This is a genomic window from Rhodococcus phenolicus, assembly GCF_001646785.1.
Classification (GTDB): Bacteria; Actinomycetota; Actinomycetes; order Mycobacteriales; family Mycobacteriaceae; genus Rhodococcus; species Rhodococcus phenolicus.
The window spans coordinates 99,338-119,454 of the sequence record NZ_LRRH01000086.1; the positions used below are offsets into that span (position 1 = coordinate 99,338).

The following is a 20,117-nucleotide window of genomic DNA, read 5'->3' on the forward strand; positions in this document are numbered from 1 at the left end:
CATGTCAGAAACGACGATGCAGCGTGACGTCATCGCGACGCTCGATTCCCACTTCCAGCAGCGCAAGCAGCAGGTCCCGGTGCTGGCACAGCGTGCCGAGGCGGAGGGAATCACAGCGATCACCTCCCGCAAGGACATGATCCCGCTGCTGTTCCCGCACACGACGTACAAGAGCTACCCGGAGTCCCTGATCGCGAAGGGCCAGTGGGCCAACATGAATCGGTGGATCGACTCGGTGTCGACCCACCGCGTCACCGATGTCGACGTCTCGGGCGTCACCGACGTCGACGGCTGGATCGAGGCGCTCGAAGCCGCCGGGCACCTCGTGTCCAGCTCGAGCGGAACGAGCGGGAAGGGATCCTTCCTCAACAAGTCGATGCGTGACCGTGAAGCCAACATGCAGAACATGATCGACGGCCTGAGCGAGATGGGGCTGGCGCCGGAACGGACGTGGCACGTCATTCCCGTCGGCCCCGACACGGGCCAGAGTGCACACGTCGCGATGCGCGACATGATCATCGACAAATACCGCCGGCCCGACGGCATCCCGCTGTTCGAGGGCACACCACCGACCGGGCACCATCGCTACATGGCGCGGCTGCAGGCCATGCGCCGGGCCATGGCGGACGGCACGGCCGCACCCGACGAGGTCGCCGCGTTCGAGGCCGAGGGACAGGCACGTGCAGCCGAGCAGGAGCGTCGGCTGCACCACTGGGCCGACCACATTCTCGCCCGCCCCACCGAGCGGATCTTCTTCAATTCCCAGTTCACCCAGCTGTTCCGGCTCGTCGAGATCCTGCGGGAGAAGGGCGCGAAGGACGGCGACATCACCGGCGCGAACGCGCTGACCGTCGGTGGCGGTCTCAAGGGCAACACCCTGCCCGACGACTACCAGGACCAGATCTTCCGGATGCTGAACATCGCACCGGAGCGCTTCTTCCACTACTACTCGATGCAGGAACTCAACCTCCGGATGCCGAGATGTCTCGGCGGCCGCTACCACGTGCCCGACGAGATCGTCCTGTTCGTGCTCGACAAGGACGGCGAGAAGCTCGCCGAACCGGACGGCGGCACCGTCACCGGCCGCGCCGCGTTCTTCGACACGACGGTCGACGGACGTTGGGGCGGAACGATCTCCGGCGACCGCATCACCGTCGACCTCGGCGACTGCCCGTGCGGACGTCCCGGCGAGACCGTCCTGCCCGACATCGCCCGCTTCACCGACCTGGGCAACGACGACAAGATCACGTGCGCCGGAACCATGGACGCGTACGTCCGCGGCTTCATCGAGGAGTGAGACGGTAATGACGACAACTGCTTCCGCGCCGGTCGCGTCCAAGATCCGGGTGCCCCACTTCGTCCGGGGCAAACTGATCTGGGGCGAGGACAGCGAATACCTCTCCCGCGACTTCGGTGTTCCGTTCGTGACACCGAAACTCGAGTACAACGAACTGTTCGCACCGCGGTCGGAGGTCGGCCCCGCCTTCGACGTCCCGATCTCCGAGATCATCGACTTCCTGGTCGAGACCGCGCAGTACCTCACCCTGGAGAAGAACGAGTACCTCCAGGAATCGCTCGAGATGACCGTGCAGGTCAGCGCCCTTCCGCGGCGGATCATCGAGAACACTTTCGCGCGGCCCGGTCAGTTCCTGACCCGCACCGCGCTCGAGTACCGTCTCGAACGCACCTTCGGCAGCCTCGACGTCCTCGACGGCTGGACCGAACGCACCGACCCCAACGGCAGCGTCAGCCGGGTGCGCGCGTTCCCGCCCCGCCTGGTCCACATGATGGCGGGCAACTCACCGAGCGCCGCGATGACCACCATCGCGGATGCCGCACTGACCAAGGGCGTCAACCTGTTCAAGATGCCGTCCGCCGACCCGTTCACCACCGTCGCCGTGCTGCGCACGATGGCCGACATCGCGCCCGACCATCCGGTGCTCCGCTCGATGTCCGCGGTGTACTGGCGTGGTGGGGACGAGAAGGTCGAGAACATCCTCTACCGCTCCCAGTACTTCGACAAGCTCGTCGCATGGGGCGGTGGTTCCGCCATCGAGAACGCCGCGAAGTACGCGGGACCGGGATTCCAGCTGATCTCGTTCGACCCCAAGGTGTCGATGTCGATCGTCGGCCGTGAGGCCTTCGAATCCGACGAGACGCTGCGCGAGGCCGCCGAACTGGCCGCCCTCGACGTCACGATCTTCAATCAGGACGCGTGCCTGGCGGCACGGCACATCTGTGTCGAGGGCGACGTCGAACAGGTCGACCGCTTCTGTGCCCTGCTGCACGAGCGGCTCGGCGTCGACCGCGACTTCGCGGAAGGGGTCGGGCCGAAGCCCAACGCGGAGATCCGGGAAGCGGTCGAGGGAATGCGTTTCCTCGAGCCCGACTACCGGGTCTGGGGCAGGTTCGACGGCAGCGGTCTCGTCGTCCGCTCGCCGGAGATGGTGGACTTCCACCCGACGAACAAGACCGTCAACGTCATCCCGGTCGCGGCGATGCGCGACGCCGCGTCGTACGCGACGGTCGCCACACAGACCGTCGGTATCTACCCCGCGGCCCGGAAGGCCGAGATCCGCGACCTCCTCGCGACCGCCGGTGTGCAGCGCATCGTGAAGCTCGGCAGTGCCCTCAAGGGCAGCATGGGCGGCCCCCACGACGGGATGTACCCTCTGCACCGCTTCGTGAACTGGGTGGTCGACGACGATGCCTGAACCGACCGGCACCTCCGGCATGCCGATCCACGTCCTCGGCCGCTCCGGGCTGCGCGTGAGCGAATTCTGTCTCGGCGCGATGACCTTCGGGACGGACTGGGGTTTCGGTGCCGACGAGGAGACATCCCGTGCGATCTACCGGGAGTTCCGCGAGGCCGGTGGGAACTTCGTGGACACCGCGAACAACTACACGAACGGGGCCAGCGAGGAGATCCTCGGCCGCCTCGTCGCCGGGGAACGCGACTCCGTCGTCCTGAGCACGAAATACACGCTGTGCACCGATCCGGACGACCCGAACTCCGGCGGCAACCACCGTAAGAGCCTGCGCCGCAGCATCGAATCGAGCCTGCGGCGTCTCGGCACCGACTACATCGATCTGCTGTGGGTGCACGCATGGGACCGGTTCACCCCCGTCGACGAGACACTGCGCGCACTCGACGACCTGGTGCGGTCCGGCAAGGTCCTCGCGATCGGGGTGACCAACATGCCGGCCTGGGTGGTCGCGCGGTCGGCGGCCATCGCGGAACTGCGTGGATGGGCTTCCTTCTGCGCTCTCCAGGTCGAATACTCCCTGGTCTCGAGGACACCCGAACGGGAACTCCTGCCGATGGCGCAGGCCCACGACCTCGCGCTGTGTGCGTGGAGCCCGCTCGCGCGGGGACTGCTCGCCCGGGAGTTGTCCGGTGAACAGGAGGCGCGGCTCCCGTCCGTCGTGCGCCGTGCCCGCGATACGGCGCGCGAGGTCGCGGGGGAACTCGGCACGACACCGGCGCGTGTCGCGATCGCGTGGGTGCGCAGCCGCGGACTGCTCCCGTCGATCGGTGCCCGCACCGTGGAACAGTTGCGGGACAACATCGGAGCGCTGGCCGTCGAACTCGACGACGACCATCTGACCCGGCTCGACGAGGCCACCCGGATCCGTCTAGGCTACCCACACGACTTCCTGGACGGCCTGTACGAGAGGCGCACCCTGCCCCCGCCGGCCGCCCCGCGCGAAACCACGACACCCCCGGTTTCCGCGCGGCTCCGAACCTGACTCACGAAGGGCTGTGAGCTCGATGGACACACTCGACCACTGGATCAGCGGGGCGTCGCGCGCGGCGTCGGCCGGCGACACCCTGCCGGTCACCGATCCCGCGACCGGGCGCGTCACGCACCGGATCGCCCGCGGCACCGGCGCCGACGTCGATGCTGCCGTCAGCGCCGCCGAAGCCGCCGCCGGCGGCTGGCGTCGCACCGGCGCGCTCGCCCGGGGCCGGTTGTTCACGGAACTCGCCCGGGCGATGCGAGCGGACGCGAAGACGTTGGCGGCCCTCGAGATCGGCGAAACCGGCAAACCCGAGAAGGTCGCGCTCGCCGAGGTCGAGAACTCCGCGCAGTACTTCGAGTTCTACGGCGGGCTCACCGGCGGACCCGCCGGTGAGATCCTCGACGTCGAACCGGACCAGCACGTGTACACCCGGCGCGAGCCGTTCGGGGTCGTCGGCGTCGTCACCCCGTGGAACCTGCCGCTCAATCAGGCGTGCCGTGCGGTGGCGCCTGCGCTCGCCGCCGGAAACACCGTGGTGGTCAAGCCTTCCGAATTCACCTCCTCCTCGTCGGTGCGGTTGGCGCGGCTCGCGACCGAAGCGGGGTTTCCGGACGGGGTGTTCAACGTCGTGCTCGGCACCGGCGACGTCGCCGGTGCCGCGCTCGTCGAGCACCCGTCGGTCGCGAAGGTCGCGTTCACCGGATCGGTCCGCACCGGACGGGCAATCGGTGCGATCGCCGCCGACCGGATCATCCCGCTCACCCTCGAACTGGGCGGAAAATCCGCGAACATCGTGTTCGCGGACGCGGACCTGGACGCGGCGGTCGCGGGTGCGGTGCAGGCGTTCACGTCGAACGCGGGACAGGTCTGCTCGTCGGGCACCCGCCTTCTCGTGCACCGTTCGGTGTTCGACCGGGTGGTCGACGCGGTCGCGGAACGGGCCGCCGCGCTCCGGATCGGTGTGGACATGGGCCCGCTCATCACGGCACCGCAGTTCGACCGCGTCCAGGAATTCTTCAAGATCGCCGAATCGGAAGGCGCCCGGGCGGTCACGGGTGGCACGGTCGCGGCGCTCGCTGCCGAGACCGGCGGCTTCTACGTCCAACCGACCGTGTACACCGGCGTCACCAACGACGCGCGCATCGCCCGTGAGGAGATCTTCGGGCCCGTCCTCGTCGCGATCCCGTTCGACACCGACGACGAGGCGGTCGCGATCGCGAACGACTCGGACTACGGGCTCGTCGCCGGACTGTGGACCCGCGATGTGAGCCGTGCCGTCACGGTGAGTGAACGACTCTGTGCGGGCCAGGTGTTCGTCAACACCTGGTCCACCGGCTCGGTCCAGACACCGTTCGGCGGCTGGAAACACAGCGGCTACGGACGGGAGAAGGGCATCGAGGCGCTCCACCACTACAGCCAGACCAAATGTGTCACCATCAAGCTCGACCCCGCCGCACCGCCGGCGTGAAGGGAACATCCGAAATGTCAGACGAACTCACGGCATCGACCGTCGAAGATGCGCACACCGCGCTCTTCGATGCGGGCCTGGCCGTCCGCAGGGAGGTGCTCGGCGACGAGTACGTCGACGCGGCGCTCGCGCGCGGCATCGGCACCGACGGGGAAGCGCTGCAGCACTACGTCACCGAATCGGTGTGGGGATCGGTGTGGACCCGCCCCGGCCTCGACCGCCGCAGCAGGTCCCTGCTCAACCTCGGTATGCTCATCGCCCTGAGCCACCATCAGGAACTCGCGGTGCATGTGCGGGCCGGCCTCGGCAACGGGCTGACCCGCGAAGAGATCACCGAGGCCGTTGTCCACGCGACCGCGTACGTCGGATGCCCGGCGGGTGTCGCGGCGATGCGCGTCGTGCAGGACACGCTGGTCGCCGAACTCGGCCCGCTCCGCGGTGAGGACGACGCATGAACGTCGGATCGATCGGTCTCGGTGCGATGGGATCACCCATCGCGCAGAACTTCTCGAACGCGGTGCCGGGACTGCGGGTGTTCGACGCGAATCGGCAGGCAGTGGACCGATTCGTCGCGGAGAACCCGTCCGCGGTCCGGGTGGACTCGCTCGCCGGCCTCGCCGACTGCGACGTGGTCGTGCTGAGCCTGCCCACGAGCGACATCGTCGACGCCGTCGTCCTCGGGGACGAGGGGCTGCTCGAGCTCCTGCGGCCCGGATCGATCGTCGTGGACATGGGGTCGAGTGTTCCGGCCCGAACCCAGCGGCTCGCCGAACTCGCCGCGGAGAAGAAGATCGCGTTGGTCGACGCCCCCGTCAGTGGCGGCGTCGCGCGGGCCCGTGAGGCCGATCTCGCCGTGATGGTCGGCGGCGACGCAGAGGCCGTCGGACGGGTTCGTCCACTGCTCGAGGCCACCGCGCGAGAGGTCATCGTCGTCGGCCCGGCCGGCTCCGGGCACGCCGCCAAGGCCCTCAACAACCTTCTCGCCGCGTCCGGACTCGTCGCCGCCGCCGAAGCCATGCTGGTGGGGGCCAAGTTCGGGATCGATCAGGCGACGCTGCTCGCGGTGATCAACGCCGGCAGCGGGCGGAACAACACGACCGAGACCAAGTACGAGAAGTTCGTGCTGTCACGGTCGTTCGCGTCGGGTTTCACCGCGCAGCTCATGCGCAAGGACGTGGGCATTGCGCTGGATCTCGCACGCGAGCAGGGTGTGACGCTCGGCCTCGGGGAGGAACTCGGGCGGATCTGGAACGAGGCGACCGCAGCCCTCGATCCGGGAGCCGACCAGACCGAGGTGATTCGCTATCTGGAAGAGGCCTACGGACTCGTTAGTCCCTCGGGCCTTCCCGACGGCCCGAAGGACGTACCGGGGCCGTAGGCCCCGAGAGAGTGAGGAATCCGTGGCAGAGCCCGCCGTTCTGACCACCCTGGCCGAACATGCCCGACGCACGCCGGACAAACCGGCAATCATCATGGGCGCCAGTGGCGAGGTGGTGACCTACGCGCAGCTCGACGACCGTTCCGCGCGGCTCGCGCAGGCGCTGCGTGAGCGGGGAGTGGGCGAAGGGGATCAGATCGCGATCCTCATGGAGAACAACCGCGCTTACCTCGAGGTGACGTGGGCGGCGCAGCGATCGGGTCTGTACTACACGGCGATCAACAAGCATCTGCGGCCGAGCGAGGTGCAGTACATCCTCGACGACTGCGGCGCCGTCGCGCTCGTGGCGAGCGAGGCGATGACGGATGTCGTCGCGGGCCTGGATCTGTCCCGAATTAGCATGCGTGTCAGCGTGTCCGGCTCCCTGGACGGTTTCGAACGGTACGACGACGTACTGGCCGCGAGCGCACCGATGCCGGAGGAACACGCGCGCGAGGGCCGGGAGATGTTGTACTCGTCGGGCACCACCGGCCGCCCCAAGGGGGTTCGCAAGCCGCTCGTCGCCGCGCCGTTCGGTGACCCCTCCGCGCCGCCGGTGCTCATCGCGAAGGGGCTCGAGATGCGCGGTGCGCTCGACGACGCCGTCTACCTCTCGCCCGCGCCGCTGTATCACGGCTCGCCGCTGGTGTTCTCGATGTCGTGGCAGCGGCTCGGCGCCACCGTCGTCGTCATGGAGTCGTTCGATCCGGCGCTGTGTCTCGAACTGATCGAGAAGCACCGCGTGACCGACGCCCAGTTCGTGCCGACGATGTTCGTGCGCATGCTCCGGTTGCCCGCCGGCGAGCGGGACCGCCACGATCTGTCCACTCTGCGCAACGTGATCCACGGAGCCGCACCCTGCCCGGTGCCGGTGAAGCATCAGATGATGAGCTGGTGGGGGCCGATCATCCACGAATACTATTCCGGCACAGAGGACATCGGCACCGCCTCGATCACCCCCGAGGAGTGGCTCGCCCACCCGGGTTCGGTCGGCCGTCCGCTGCAGGAATGCCACATCGTCGGCGAGGACGGTGACGAGCTGCCTCGCGGGCAGGTCGGCATCGTGTACTTCGCCGGCGGGCGACCGTTCGAGTACCACAACGATCCGGCCAAGACGGCCGCTGCCGCGAACGACAAGGGCTGGCGCACCCTCGGCGACATGGGCTATCTCGACGACGACGGCTACCTGTACCTGACCGACCGGCAGGCGTTCATGATCATCTCGGGTGGTGTCAACATCTATCCGCAGGAGGCCGAGAACGTCCTGTCCGGGCATCCGGTGGTCGCGGACGTCGCGGTCATCGGGGTGCCCGACGACGAGATGGGCGAGGCGGTCCGGGCGGTGGTCCAGCTCGTCGACGGGGCGCTCGTCTCCGCGGATCTCGAGGCGGAACTCGTGTCCTACTGCCGGTCGGAGCTGGCGTCCTACAAGTGCCCCCGCAGCGTCGATTTCGTCGACTCGTTGCCCCGCGACCCGAGTGGCAAGCTCCACAAGAGGCTGCTGCGAGAGCAGTACTGGTCCGGACGGGAAACCCGCGTGGTCTGATCCCGGCGACGGCGATGCCCCGGTCCTGCGCCGCAGGGCCGGGGCATCGCTCTTCTGGGGACTCGGATCAGCGTGCGTGGTCGGCCGGTCGGCCCGCGTCGATCGCCGGGTCGAGCGCTCCGAGATCGCCGCCCAGTTCGGCGACGGTGTCCCGGACCACCGCCACATCCTTGGCGAGGAATTCTCTGACCGCGCCGGTGAATCCGGCGACGGAGCCGCGTGCAGCGATGTTCCCCATCACCTTGCTGGCGGAACTGCCGTGCGGCAGCGCCCCGAGCAGCGCCGACTCCTCGACGCCGAGTTGTGCGCCCAGGACCACGGCCTCGGAGATCAGGCCGATCTGGGCGGCGAACAGCGCGTTGTTGACAAGTTTGACGCGCTGTCCGTTTCCGGCCTGCCCGACGTGGAGCACCGGATCACCGTAGCTGCGCAGCACAGGGGTGGCGCGCTCGACGGCGTCGGCGGTGCCACCGACGAACAGCGACAGACTGCCGGCGGCGATGTCGTGCGGTCCGCCGCTCACCGCAGCGTCGATCACGTCCACGCCGTGGGCCTTCGCTGCGTCCCGGATGTGCTCGATCGTCCGGGGACTCACCGTCGTGTGGATCGCGAGGACCGACCCGTTCGGCATCTTCTCGAGCAGGGCGCTGTCGAGGCACACCTCGCGGACCTGTTCGTCGGTGAAGACGCAGACGAGGACGATCTCGGCACCGACACCGGCCTCGGCCGCCTCGGTGACCGCGGTGATGCCCGCATCCGTCAGGGCGGCACGGGTTTCCGAGGAACGGCCCAGTGCCCGCACGTCGTGCCCGGCCTCGGCGAGCCGTCGCACCATGGGCAGACCCATGCGTCCGGCGCCGATGAATCCGACCCGGGTCACCGCGGGTGCTCCATCATGGCGAGGGTGGTGTCGGCCGCGGTCAGCACGACACCGGGAGCCGTGTCCGCCGCGTCCGCGAGGCCCACCACGAGCCCGACGTCCTTGCGGAGCAGGGGACCGGCATGCATCGCGATACGGTCGAGTGTGCCGCCCGCCGAGACGACCCGGCCGAGCGCGAAGCTGTTCGCGGTTCCGTGCGTGATGACCTCCCCGAGCTTGGAGGGGTCGACGCCGAGTGCCGCGCCGAGCTCGAGAGTGCTCGCGGAGGTCGCGAGATTCGCGGTGAACAGGAGGTTGTTGAGGAGCTTGGCGACCTGCCCAGAACCGGTATCACCCAGGTGGACAACAGGGTTCGCGTACGTCTCGAAGACCGGCCGGATCTTCTCGACGATGTCGGTGTCACCGCCCACCATGACGAGCAGCGTGCCCGCGGCGGCCCCCATACCGCCGCCACTGACCGGCGCGTCGACGACCGAGACCCCGACCTCGCGCGCCTGCTCGGCGAGTTCGCGGCACGTGTCGGGATGAACGGTGCTGTGGATCGCGATCACCCCGCCGGGTTGCAGGCCCTTCAGCACACCGTTCTCGCCGCTGACGACCTGCCGCACATCATCGTCGGCGACGACACAGATACACACCAGGTCGCTCGCGGCCGCGAGGTCGGCCGGTGTCTGCGCGGTCTTCGCCGCGGTGTCGGCATACGGTTCGAGCGATTCGGGGCGCCGTGCCCACAGGGTCAGGTCGTAACCCGCCTCGACGATCCGGCGGGCCATGGGCCCGCCCTGACTACCGAGTCCGATGAATCCGACACGCATCAGTGGTCCTCCGCTCCGATCAGTACGACTCCGAATTGTGGGACGGTCACGCCGCGGCTTCCTGCTTCTGTGGTCGCCAGAAGGTGGCGAGCAGACCTGCGGTCGCGACCACTCCGACGCCGAGCGCGATCGCGCCGCCTGCCCAGCCGACGATCGCGATGTCCGCGGCCGAATCGATGGAGATCTCACCGGGTCCGGTCATCGCCAGTGCCAGCGCGACCACCCCGAGCACGAGGACGTACTCGTAGCCTTCCTTGAAGACGAAGAACCCGTTGGGACGATGCGCGAGCAGGCCGGCGACGAGCATCACCGAGATGACCGCGGCGCACGCGAGCGGCGTGAGCAGTCCGAGGATCACCAGTACACCGGCGCCGATCTCCACGACGACGCTCGTCCACGCCTGCAATGTGCCGTTCCGCAGGCCCAGTCCGCTGAACCAGCGGGCGGTGCCGGCGATGCGGCCACCGCCTCGCCAGTGGTTGACGCCGTGCGCGATCATCGTCGCGCCGAGCACCAGCCGCACCAGGAGCAGCGCAACATCGGTGGGGTCCATGGTTCTTCACCTCCCTGCCGCTGCGCGGCACCGTCGAATGGTTGTGTTGTGTTCCTGTGAACGGCCTCGGCGATCGTTCATCGTGCGGGACGGCCGTCGATGCACTCCTGCACGAACGACAGGACCGTCGCGTGGTATGCCGCGGCCGCGAAGCCGAGAGCGAGGTTGTGCCCGGCCCCCGGTTGCGTGTGCAGCTCGACCCGGGGCGCGGCGGTGAAGATCGCTGCGACATCGGCGAGGGCACGAGTGTCGCCGCGCCACACCTTCTCGTGTTCGGCTGCGGTGAAGTGCACCGGTACCTCGACCTGCGCGGCGAGAGAGGGGAATTCGACGTGCGGCCACGACGCGGTCACCGTCGCCTCGTATGCCGGGGTACGCGAGGCGATCGGCGCGCCGCCGACCAGTTCCGGGGGATAGATCTCGGGATGCGACCAGATCAGACCGTAGACGCCCTTGGGATCGGCGTACTGCGCTGCCGTGCCGAGGATGTCGCGGGCCTCGGCGTGATGTTCGCGGCCCGTGCCTGCCAGCGCGATCCCGAGGAGGTCCTTGTCGCGGGGCTCGGCGGCCAGGCGCATCGTGAGCTCGCACCCGAGCGAATGACCCCACAGGAAGATCCCGGCACCCCGGTCCAGTGAGTCGAGGTGCGCGTCGATCGCGGCGTGCGCCGCTTCCACACGCCGCTCGGGCCGCGCGAACTCGTCCGCATGCGGGCGCGAGCTGCCGTAGCCGGGCCGATCCAGGGCGAGGACGGTGAATCCCCGTGCGGGAGCGGTACGCAGCAACGACAATTCGGGATGGCCCGGGCAGTCGAAATACGCCGAGTTCGTCGCGCCACCGTGCAGCGCGACGATGACGGCCCGGGGCCGGTCCGCAACGGCGAGCAGTCCCGAAATCGGGACACCGTCGATCTCGGCGACGCGCTCGGCGGGCGCGGATTCGGTGGTCGTCACACGTCCGCCCGCAGGAGCATCGCGCCGCCCGGGGACAGGCCACCGGTCGCGGCGACCGCGACGCGCGCACCGGGCACCTGCCGCTCACCGGCTTCGCCGCGCAGCTGCACGATCGCCTCGTGGATCAGACCCATGCCGTGGGTCCGGCCGTGCGAGAGTTGTCCGCCGTGGGTGTTGACCGGCAGAACACCGTCGCGGGCGATGTTGTGACCGCCGTCGAGGAAGTCCTTGGCCTCACCGATGCCGCAGAATCCGAGCGCTTCGATCCACGACAGGCAGTTGAAGGTGAACCCGTCGTAGAGTTCGGCGACGTCGACGTCCTCGGGCCGCAGATCGGTGCGCGACCACAGGTGTGCGGCCGGACCGAGCACCTGGGGTTCGTGGGTGAGGGTGCTCTGGTCCCACTCGATCCGCTCGATGATCTGCGTGCCCACGGCCTCGACGAGCACGGGCGGCTTCGCGAGATCGCGTGCGGCGTCGACCGCCGAGACGATCACCGCGACCGAGCCGTCGCACGGCACGTCGCAGTCGTACAGACCGAACGGGGTGGTGATGGCGCGGGCGTTCAGATAGTCGTCCATCGTCATCGGATCGCGGTAGATCGCACTCGGATTCAGCGCCGCGTTGGCACGCTGGTTGAGCGCGATCCAGCCGAGGGTCTCACGGGTGGTGCCGTAGCGATGGAAGTGACGCTGGGCGTTCTGGGCGAGCGTGTGCGCTGCGGAGATACCCCCGAACGGCATCATCCAGCTCGCGGTGCGTCCTCCCGAGGGGCGGATCTCTCCCCGTTTGAGCAGCTCCGCGTGGGTCGCCTCCCACAGGGTGCGGTAGCACAGCACGTGCCGCGCGAGTCCGCTGGAGACCGCGATCATCGCCGCGATGACCGACCCTCCCGGCCCGAACGTCTCGATGCCACCGTTGTGCCAGGTCGGGTTGAGCCCGAGCGCGGCCTCGACGGTGAGGACACCGCCCTCGCCGAAACCTCCGACCTGACCGGCACCGGGATAGCTGGCGATGCCGTCGATGTCGTCGAGCGTGAGGCCGGCGTCGGCGACGGCGCGCTCGCACGCCTCGATCGTCAGGTCCAGCGGGGTGCGCATGAGCCGGCGCCCGATCTCGGACATCCCGACGCCCGTGAGCGCCACACGGTCCTCGAACTTCTCGCGAGAAGCCATGGGCCGCACGTGCTTGCGGAAGTCCTCGGGTTCGATCTCGTCCTCGGGCAGCCGAGCAGGTGTGCCCTGCTCGGCCGCCGGACGGAACAACGGCAGCCACACGTCGTCGTCCTGCTGGAAGACGACCTCCATGCGACGGCCGAGTTCGAGGGTCTCCGGGTCGCAGTCGACGATGTTGGTCGTCAGGCGGACGCGGGGATCCTCGTCGATTGCGACCTGCGCCACCACGTAGGGTGGCGGCAGGCCGGGGAGACCGAAGCGGTGGTTGACCGTGAAGCCGGCGAGCGTGGCAGTACCGGACACCTCGCGCACGCCCATCCGGTGACCGCGGCAGTAACGGCACACCGGCTGGGGCGGATGGATCAGCGCGGAACACGATTCGCATTCCTGGATGCGCAGCGTTCCGTCCGCGCCGGCAGTCCAGAAGAACCGGTTCTGCTCGGTCACCTGGGGAAGGGGGCGGCCCGACTTCGGCGCCTTGTCCTTCTCCTTGTCCGCAGGGTCGACCACCGCTGAATCAGTCACCGATCTGCGCCTCCGACTTCTTCTTCGTGATGGGCTCCGCGAGACGCTGCTCGTCGCAGATCTTCTGGAGCTTCTCGAGCGTCTCGTCGAGACCCGGGCCGATGCGCGGTCCGGGAGTGAACGTCGCGGGCAGGTTCCGCATGCCCTGGATGACGCCGATCGAGTCGTAGTGGACCGTGGTCTCCGGGTCGCACTTGTAGTCCGGCATGCGATCGAGTACGGCCACGAGCATGCGCTTGAACACCTGCCGGGCCATGTTCGACCCGATGCACCGGTGGATACCGAGCCCGAAACTGAAGTGCCGGTTACCGCGACGCTCCAGGTCGACCTCGTTCGGATCGTCGAACAGTTCCGGGTCGCGGTTGGCCATCGCCCAGGACAGCCACAGGCGCTCGCCTTCCTTGAACTCGGTGCCGTCGAACGTGCAGTCCGCCGAGAACGTGCGACCGTCACCCGGTGCCGGGGTGAAGTACCGCAGGAACTCTTCGGTCGCCGAATCGAGCAGGGTGTCGCGCTCCTCGCTGAGGATCGTGCGCTTGTCGGGATTCTGCGACAGCCATTCCAGCGAGTGCGCGGTCAACGCGGTCGTGGTGTCGAATCCGCCGCCGATGAGCAGGCTCAGGATGCCGAGCAACTCCATGTCGTCGGGCTTCTCACCGAGGACGGTGGCCTGGGCGAGGGCGTCGATCAGGCCCGGGCGAGGATTCTCCCGGATCTCGAACAGGTTCGTCAGCAGGTCGATGCCCATCGTGCGGTGCATCTCGGCGATCCGCGGGATGTCGGGCGAGTCCGGCGGCGTGTAGACCGCCGCGTGGACCGGCTCGTTGTAGATGGTCCACTTGGCGATCGGAATGCCCATCATCGCCAGGGTGAGGACGGCGGGGACGATGTTCGCCAGGTCGTCGACGAAGTCGATGCTGCCGGTCTCGATCTTCTCGTTGATGCTCGCCCGCACGATCTCGTCGATGAACGGGGTCCAGCGCTTGACCGCGGCAGGGGACAGATACGGATTGAGCAGGGCACGGAACTCGTGGTGCTCCGGGTCGTCCATCTCGAGGATCCCACCGCGAACGCCCGATGCGCGTTCCATGGTCGGGATGGCAATACCCTTGTAACCCTTGCGTTTTCCGTGAATGTCGTGATCGGTGGACACGTCCGCCGAACGGGCGAGCGCGAACACCTCCTTGCTGCCGGCGGCGACCCAGTGGCCACCGTGGGTGTCGGACCAGGCCATCGGGCACTTGGACTGCATCTCCTGCGTGATCGGCAGGAAGTTGTCGCGATAGTCGGCGGCGTGGCGGTCGAACTCGTATCGGGTCGCTTTGCGGTCGTCGTCCGTGACGACGTCGTCAACGCTCACGGCGTTGTCCTCTCTTGCACGTCGAGCTGGGGGGGCTGTTCGAATCGGCAGATCAGAAGATGGTGATTGCTTGTTCCGGGCACGAGCGGGCGGCCTCGCGGACCGCCTCCTCCTGGTCGGCGGGGACCTCTTCGTTCGGGACCGACGCGTGACCGTCGATCTCGCTGAGCTCGAAGACATCCGGGGCGGCCATGGCACAGAGGGTGTGACCCTGGCACTTCTCGGGATCGACGCGGACCTTCAAGATTTTCCTCCAGACTTCCGTTGGATCCGGGGTACTACGGATCCCGTTTGTCGGGATCCACCGGAGACGGTAACAGCGATCAGATGTGGTAGTCGTACCACTTCAGGTAGCCGCCACCGTCGACGCGCATCTGCATGCCGGTGACGTAGCGCGCCTCGTCGGAGGCGAGGAAGAGCACCATGTTGCTGGAATCCTGAGGCTCGATGTACGGGATCGGCATGGCCTGCTGCACACCGAACACCGGCTCGGCGTCCTGGCGGGTGGGGTGCTCGAGATCGGGCCGGAACGAGCGGTACATCGGCTCGCTCTGCAGCATGTCCGTGTTGCAGTTGGTCGGATGCAGCACGTTGGCCCGGATGTTGCGGGGCGCCAGGTGGGTCGCGAGCTCGTGGATGAACTGCGACAGCGCGCGCTTGGAGTACACATAGGCGACGCCGCCGAGGTCCTTGCCGGGCTGGTCGACCTTGGAGACGTCCATCAGGGCTGCGGTCGAGCCCGTCGCGATGATCGATGCGCCTGCGGTCAGGTGAGGCAGAGTGGCCTGCACGGCATTGATCGTGCCGACCAGGTTGGTATTGACCACATCGGCCCACGCCTGAACTTGTGGCTCGCCCTTCATGCCCGCGACGCCGGCCTGTGCGACAACGATATCGAGCTTGCCGAACTCGGCGAGACCCTGTTCGAGAGCCGCACGCACCTGGGCGGCCTCCCGCACGTCCGCCTTGACGGCGACGATACGGCGGCCGTGCTTCTCGACGAGACGCACCGTCTCCTCGAGGTCCTCTGCCGTGGCCATCGGGTACCCGATCGTCGAGATGTCCTCGCACAGGTCGATGGCGATGATGTCGGCACCCTCCTCGGCCAGACGGACCGCGTGGCTGCGACCCTGACCGCGCGCTGCGCCGGTGACGAACGCGACCTTGCCTTCTACACGCCCCACTGTTTGTTTCCTTTCGCTTGCTGTCGCTGTCGGGGAGATTCGCCGACGGCCGGATCAGGTGTTGCGCCCGCCGTTGACGCCGAGGATCTGGCCGGTGATGTAGCCGGCTTCTTCGGAGATGAGGAACGCGCACGCCGCGGCGATGTCCTCCGGGCGGCCGACCCGGCGCACCGGGGTCCGCTGGATGTGCTCTTCGACGGTGCCGCCGAGCAGCCCCTGGGCCTCGGACTTGCGCAGCATCGGGGTGTCGACGAATCCGGGCGGCACCGCGTTGACGGTGATGCCGTCGGGTCCGTATTCCAGGGCAAGCGATTTCGTGAGCCCGTTGACGCCGGCCTTGGACGAGACGTAGGCCGTCATGAACTGCTGACCGGACTGTGCGCTCGACGACGAGATGTTCACGATGCGGCCCCACTGCGCGTCGCGCATGTCGGGCAGTACGGCCTGCACGCAGTGGAAGACGCCGTTCAGGTTGACGGAGACGATCTGGTTCCACGTCTCGATGTCGATGTTGTGGAAGCGCTTGTACAGTTCCCGGCCCGCGGCGTTCACCAGGATCGTGACGGGGCCGAGTTCCCTGCGAACCTCGTCGAGCGCGGCATCGATCGACGCGCGGTCGGACACGTCGGCGACATAGGAGAACTTGGTGTCGGAGGGGTTGAGGTCCAGCGTTGCCACCCGGTGACCGTCGTTGCGCAGACGCTCGGCGATGGCCGCGCCGATCCCGGAACCACCGCCGGTGACGACGGCGGTCCTGGCCGTGGAAGTAGCTGTCACTGCCACGCCTCGTCTCCGACGATGGTCACCCGACGCATGAGGCGTTCGGACGACGGGTCGTAGGGCAGTGCCCGGTGCAGCATGCCGGTGTTGTCCCACACGACCATGTCCCCGACCTCCCAGTCGTGGGCGTAGCAGAAGCGCTCCTGCGTGGCCCATGCCTGAAGTTCGTCGATGAGCGCGCGGCTCTCGTCGGGTTCCATGCCGACGATGTGGTCGGCGGTGGCGCCGATGACGAGCGAGCGGCGGCCGTCGCGGCGGTCCCACACGAGCGAGGACTCGTGGGTGGGGAGCTGGCGCCAGCGGGCGACCTGCTCGTCGGTGGGGTCGGGGTAGACGGTGCGCTGGGCGGCTTCGAAGCTGTGGACGACGCGCAGTCCCTCGTAGCGCTTGCGCTCGGCCTCGGAGAGGTTCTCGAAGGCGGCGTAGGTGTTGGCGAACTCGGTGCCGCCGCCGATCGCCGCGACGTGGCGGCAGGTGAGCACGGTGGCCTTGGCAGGAACGTCGTTGGTGGTGTCGTCGATGTGCCAGCTGAAGGTGCCCTTGAGATATTCGGCCGACGGCGACTTGGCCGGATCGAGCGACACCGTGAAGATCTCTTGTCCGGGTGCCGGCTGGACGAGCCGGCCGAGCTTGCGGCTGAACTCGAGCTGGCCGTCGTCGTCGAGGTTCAGGCCGCGGAACAGCAGCACACCGCGCCACTTCAGGGCCTCGGTCAGGCGGCCCACGACTTCGGGATTCTCGAGGTCGACATCTCCGCTGACCTCCACTCCCAGTGCCGGGGTGATTGCTGTAGTCTTCATCACAAGAAGCTCCCTTCCAGTTTTTGAGAACCATACTCTCCGCGTCGAGCCGCTTGCAAGAGTGGATCACCTCCCGGTCCGGACAATTCGGACTTCGATTCGGGGTATGCGAACAGACCCGGGATTGCTACATTTCACATCGACGGATGCAGAATTCTCTGTTGCGAGAATTGCATTTCCAGACAGCGAGGAGATACAGATGTCATCGCAGGACACCGCGCAGGCCGCAGACGCCACCACCGACGTCCACAAGAGGCTGCTCATCGACGGACAGCTCGTCACCACCGAGGCGACCTTCCCGTCCTACAATCCCGCGACGGGCGATCTCGTCGGCTATGCACCCGATGCCGGGGTCGCCGAGGCGGAAACCGCCATCGAGGCCGCCCGACGCGCGTTCGACACCACGAACTGGTCCACCGATGTGGAGTTCCGCATCAAGTGCCTCGACCAGCTCCACCAGGCGCTGCTCGACAACGCGGAGGACCTGCGCGAGCTCACCATCGCCGAGGTCGGCGCCCCGCGCCTGCTCACCCACGGCAACCAGCTCGACGCCCCGATCGGCATCGTCAAGTACTACGCGGACCTGCTCCGTACCCACCCGCTCACCGAGGATCTCGGCATCACGGAGATCCGCGGACAGAAGCACCACCGCTGGATCGAGCGTGAGGCGGCCGGTGTCGTCGCCGCGATCGTCGCCTACAACTACCCGACGCAGCTCGCCCTCGCGAAGCTCATCCCGTCCCTCGCCGCCGGCTGCACCATCGTGCTCAAGGGTGCGCCGGACACCCCGCTCGTCACGCAGGCGCTGGGCGAGATCATCGCCGAGCACACCGACATCCCCGCCGGCGTCGTCAACATCCTCTCGTCCACCCAGGTGGCGACCGGAGAGATCATGACGACCCATCCCGACGTCGACGTCGTCACGTTCACCGGCTCCACCCCGGTCGGCCGCAAGATCATGGCCGCGGCGGCAGGCACCCTCAAGCGCGTGTTCCTCGAGCTCGGCGGCAAGTCCGCGCTCATCGTGCTCGACGACGCCGACATCCCGACCGCCGCACAGTTCGCGGCGTTCAGCATCTGCTCGCACGCCGGTCAGGGCTGCGCCCTCACCACGCGCCTGCTCGTGCCCCGCGACAAGCACGACGAGATCGTCGCTGCGGTCGGCGCGATGATGAGCAACGTGCCCTACGGCGATCCGTCCAACCCCAAGATCTACATGGGCCCGGTCATCAACGAACGCCAGCGCGAGAAGATCCACGGCATGGTGCAGCGCGCCGTCGAGGAAGGCGCCACCCTCGTGACCGGCGGCGAGACCGTCGACCCCGGCTGGTTCTACAAGCCGACACTGCTCGCGAACGTCGACCCCGACAGCGAGATCGCCCAGGAAGAGGTCTTCGGCCCGGTCCTCGCGGTCATCCCCTTCGACGACGACGACCACGCCGTACGCATCGCCAACAACTCGATCTACGGCCTCTCCGGCGGTGTCCTCAGCGCCGACGACGACCGCGCAACCGCGATCGGCCGCCGGATCCGTACCGGCACGTTCAGCATCAACGGCGGAAACTACTTCACCCCCGAGGTGCCGTTCGGCGGATACAAGCAGTCCGGCATCGGCCGCGAGATGGGCGTCGCGGGCCTGCACGAGTTCCAGCAGATCAAGTCCTTCGCGGCGGTCGTGAAGTGAAGCCCCTCGAAGGCATCCGCGTTCTCGAGGTCGCCATGTACGGCTTCGTCCCCTCGGCGGGCGCCGTGCTCGCCGAGTGGGGCGCCGACGTCGTCAAGATCGAGCACTCTGTCACCGGCGATCCGCAGCGCGGTCTGCGTCAGGTCGGGCGCATGCGGGTCGAGGGAGACCCGAACCCGAACGTCGAACACGCCAACCGCGGCAAGCGCAGCATCGGCCTCGACATGGGCAGCGACGAGGGCCGCGAAGTCCTGCTCGAGCTGGCCCGCCGCTCGGACGTGTTCCTGACCAGCTTCCTGCCGCAGGCCCGCACCAAGTTCGGCATCGACGTCGACGACATCCGAGCCGTCAATCCGTCGATCGTCTACGCGCGCGGCAGCGCACTCGGACCCCGCGGCGTCGAATCGGATCGCGGGGGCTACGACATGACGGCGTTCTGGGCGCGCGGCGGCATCGCCGCGACGATCACCCCGCCCGGCGTCGAGGGCATGATCGCACCGCCGGGACCGGCGTTCGGCGACACCATCTCCGGCACGAACCTCGCCGGCGGTGTCGCGGCGGCGTTGCTCAAACGTGAACGCACCGGCGAGACGTCGGTGGTGGACGTGTCGCTGCTCGGCAGCGGCCTGTGGTCGATGGGGCACGGTGTCGCGCTGTCCCTGCATCTCGACGAGCACATGGTCGCCCCGGTCCCCGGCGCGCACGGGGCGCCGACGAATCCGCTGTCGGGCCTGTACGCGACGTCGGACAACCGCTATCTGTCGTTCGTGATGCTCCAGCCGGCCAAGTTCTGGGCGGACGTGTGCCGGCACATCGACCGGCCCGAACTCGTCGACGATCCGCGGTTCGCGAATGCCGAGCAGATCGCCGCGCACACCGAGGAAGCGGTGGCGATCCTCCGCGAGGTGATCGCACAGCGGACCCTCGCCGAGTGGACCGAGCGATTCGCGACCCTGGCCGGGCCGTGGGCGCCGGTCCAGGATTCGCTGCAGGTCTCCGACGACGCGCAGATCCGCTCGAACGAATACATCGTCAAGGCAGGCGAACTCGAACTGGTCGCCAACCCGGTCCAGTTCGACGTGACCGCTCCGGAGACAGGTCCCGCACCCGAATTCGCCGCGCAGACCGAGGAGATCCTGCTCGAGATCGGCCTGGACTGGGATCGCATCATCGCGCTCAAGACGGCGGGCGCGGTCACCTAGAACCACGGCCACCAGAACCACCGGAGAATCT

General features: G+C 68.0%; 19 protein-coding genes. 9 read left to right on the plus strand and 10 right to left on the minus strand.

The genetic code is table 11. From position 1 onward, the window contains the following. Position 1: 1 nt before the first annotated feature. Genes A8G15_RS22415 through A8G15_RS22445 form a run of 7 tightly spaced genes read left to right on the plus strand, consistent with a single transcriptional unit; the run spans position 2 to position 8,175 of the window. Positions 2-1,297: a hypothetical protein gene (locus tag A8G15_RS22415; RefSeq protein WP_068164751.1), complete on the plus strand. Its 1,296-nt coding sequence runs from the start codon at positions 2-4 to the stop codon at positions 1,295-1,297. 7 nt (positions 1,298-1,304) lie between these two features. Next, complete coding sequence (locus A8G15_RS22420; protein ID WP_068164754.1) at positions 1,305-2,714, plus strand: acyl-CoA reductase; 1,410 nt, start codon at positions 1,305-1,307, stop codon at positions 2,712-2,714. Continuing rightward, positions 2,707-3,750: an aldo/keto reductase gene (locus tag A8G15_RS22425; protein WP_068164757.1), complete on the plus strand. Its 1,044-nt coding sequence runs from the start codon at positions 2,707-2,709 to the stop codon at positions 3,748-3,750. The genes A8G15_RS22420 and A8G15_RS22425 overlap by 8 nt, the downstream gene beginning before the upstream one ends. A 22-nt stretch (positions 3,751-3,772) precedes the next feature. Continuing rightward, complete coding sequence (locus A8G15_RS22430) at positions 3,773-5,212, plus strand: aldehyde dehydrogenase family protein (RefSeq protein ID WP_068164761.1); 1,440 nt, start codon at positions 3,773-3,775, stop codon at positions 5,210-5,212. A 14-nt stretch (positions 5,213-5,226) separates the two neighbouring features. Further along, entirely contained in the window at positions 5,227-5,667 is a 441-nt protein-coding gene (locus A8G15_RS22435; RefSeq protein WP_068164763.1) for a carboxymuconolactone decarboxylase family protein, read from the plus strand. After that, positions 5,664-6,590: an NAD(P)-dependent oxidoreductase gene (locus tag A8G15_RS22440; protein WP_068164765.1), complete on the plus strand. Its 927-nt coding sequence runs from the start codon at positions 5,664-5,666 to the stop codon at positions 6,588-6,590. The genes A8G15_RS22435 and A8G15_RS22440 overlap by 4 nt, the downstream gene beginning before the upstream one ends. A gap of 22 nt (positions 6,591-6,612) precedes the next feature. Continuing rightward, entirely contained in the window at positions 6,613-8,175 is a 1,563-nt protein-coding gene (locus A8G15_RS22445; RefSeq protein WP_281180742.1) for an acyl-CoA synthetase, read from the plus strand. A 67-nt stretch (positions 8,176-8,242) separates the two neighbouring features. Here A8G15_RS22445 and A8G15_RS22450 read toward each other — a convergent pair whose 3' ends face one another. The 10 genes from A8G15_RS22450 to A8G15_RS22495 all read right to left on the minus strand — a co-directional run bounded on the left by A8G15_RS22450 (position 8,243) and on the right by A8G15_RS22495 (position 17,200). Continuing rightward, positions 8,243-9,055 (minus strand): NAD(P)-dependent oxidoreductase, encoded by an 813-nt coding sequence (locus tag A8G15_RS22450; RefSeq protein ID WP_082900087.1) that lies wholly within the window; start codon positions 9,053-9,055, stop codon positions 8,243-8,245. Then, positions 9,052-9,870, minus strand: coding sequence for an NAD(P)-dependent oxidoreductase (locus A8G15_RS22455; protein ID WP_068164768.1), 819 nt, complete (start codon positions 9,868-9,870; stop codon positions 9,052-9,054). Before A8G15_RS22455 ends, A8G15_RS22450 begins: the two co-directional genes overlap by 4 nt. A gap of 46 nt (positions 9,871-9,916) precedes the next feature. Continuing rightward, positions 9,917-10,423, minus strand: a complete 507-nt coding sequence (locus A8G15_RS22460; protein ID WP_068164770.1) for a DoxX family protein — start codon at positions 10,421-10,423, stop codon at positions 9,917-9,919. 77 nt (positions 10,424-10,500) lie between these two features. Further along, entirely contained in the window at positions 10,501-11,376 is an 876-nt protein-coding gene (locus A8G15_RS22465; RefSeq protein ID WP_068164773.1) for an alpha/beta hydrolase, read from the minus strand. Beyond that, a complete protein-coding gene (locus A8G15_RS22470) occupies positions 11,373-13,076 on the minus strand; it encodes a thiolase C-terminal domain-containing protein (RefSeq protein WP_082900088.1) in 1,704 nt (567 codons plus the stop codon). The genes A8G15_RS22465 and A8G15_RS22470 overlap by 4 nt, the downstream gene beginning before the upstream one ends. Continuing rightward, positions 13,069-14,436 carry a cytochrome P450 gene (locus A8G15_RS22475; RefSeq protein WP_068164777.1) on the minus strand — a complete coding sequence of 456 codons (1,368 nt, stop codon included), beginning with the start codon at positions 14,434-14,436 and terminating at the stop codon, positions 13,069-13,071. The genes A8G15_RS22470 and A8G15_RS22475 overlap by 8 nt, the downstream gene beginning before the upstream one ends. Before the next feature lie 52 nt (positions 14,437-14,488). After that, on the minus strand, positions 14,489-14,680 hold the full coding sequence (locus A8G15_RS22480) for a ferredoxin (RefSeq protein ID WP_068164780.1): 192 nt from the start codon (positions 14,678-14,680) through the stop codon (positions 14,489-14,491). 79 nt (positions 14,681-14,759) lie between these two features. Beyond that, positions 14,760-15,620 carry a mycofactocin-coupled SDR family oxidoreductase gene (locus A8G15_RS22485; RefSeq protein ID WP_068164783.1) on the minus strand — a complete coding sequence of 287 codons (861 nt, stop codon included), beginning with the start codon at positions 15,618-15,620 and terminating at the stop codon, positions 14,760-14,762. A 54-nt stretch (positions 15,621-15,674) separates the two neighbouring features. Further along, complete coding sequence (locus tag A8G15_RS22490; RefSeq protein WP_245687957.1) at positions 15,675-16,403, minus strand: SDR family NAD(P)-dependent oxidoreductase; 729 nt, start codon at positions 16,401-16,403, stop codon at positions 15,675-15,677. Next, entirely contained in the window at positions 16,394-17,200 is an 807-nt protein-coding gene (locus A8G15_RS22495; RefSeq protein ID WP_082900089.1) for a TauD/TfdA dioxygenase family protein, read from the minus strand. The genes A8G15_RS22490 and A8G15_RS22495 overlap by 10 nt, the downstream gene beginning before the upstream one ends. Before the next feature lie 199 nt (positions 17,201-17,399). On the opposite strand from A8G15_RS22495, the gene A8G15_RS22500 reads away from it, so the two are divergent. Both A8G15_RS22500 and A8G15_RS22505 read left to right on the plus strand, forming a co-directional pair. Then, positions 17,400-18,884 (plus strand): aldehyde dehydrogenase family protein, encoded by a 1,485-nt coding sequence (locus tag A8G15_RS22500; RefSeq protein WP_068164793.1) that lies wholly within the window; start codon positions 17,400-17,402, stop codon positions 18,882-18,884. Further along, the gene (locus A8G15_RS22505; protein ID WP_068164796.1) at positions 18,881-20,086 is read left to right on the plus strand and encodes a CaiB/BaiF CoA transferase family protein; all 1,206 of its coding nucleotides are present in this window, start codon (positions 18,881-18,883) and stop codon (positions 20,084-20,086) included. The genes A8G15_RS22500 and A8G15_RS22505 overlap by 4 nt, the downstream gene beginning before the upstream one ends. Positions 20,087-20,117 lie beyond the last annotated feature (31 nt).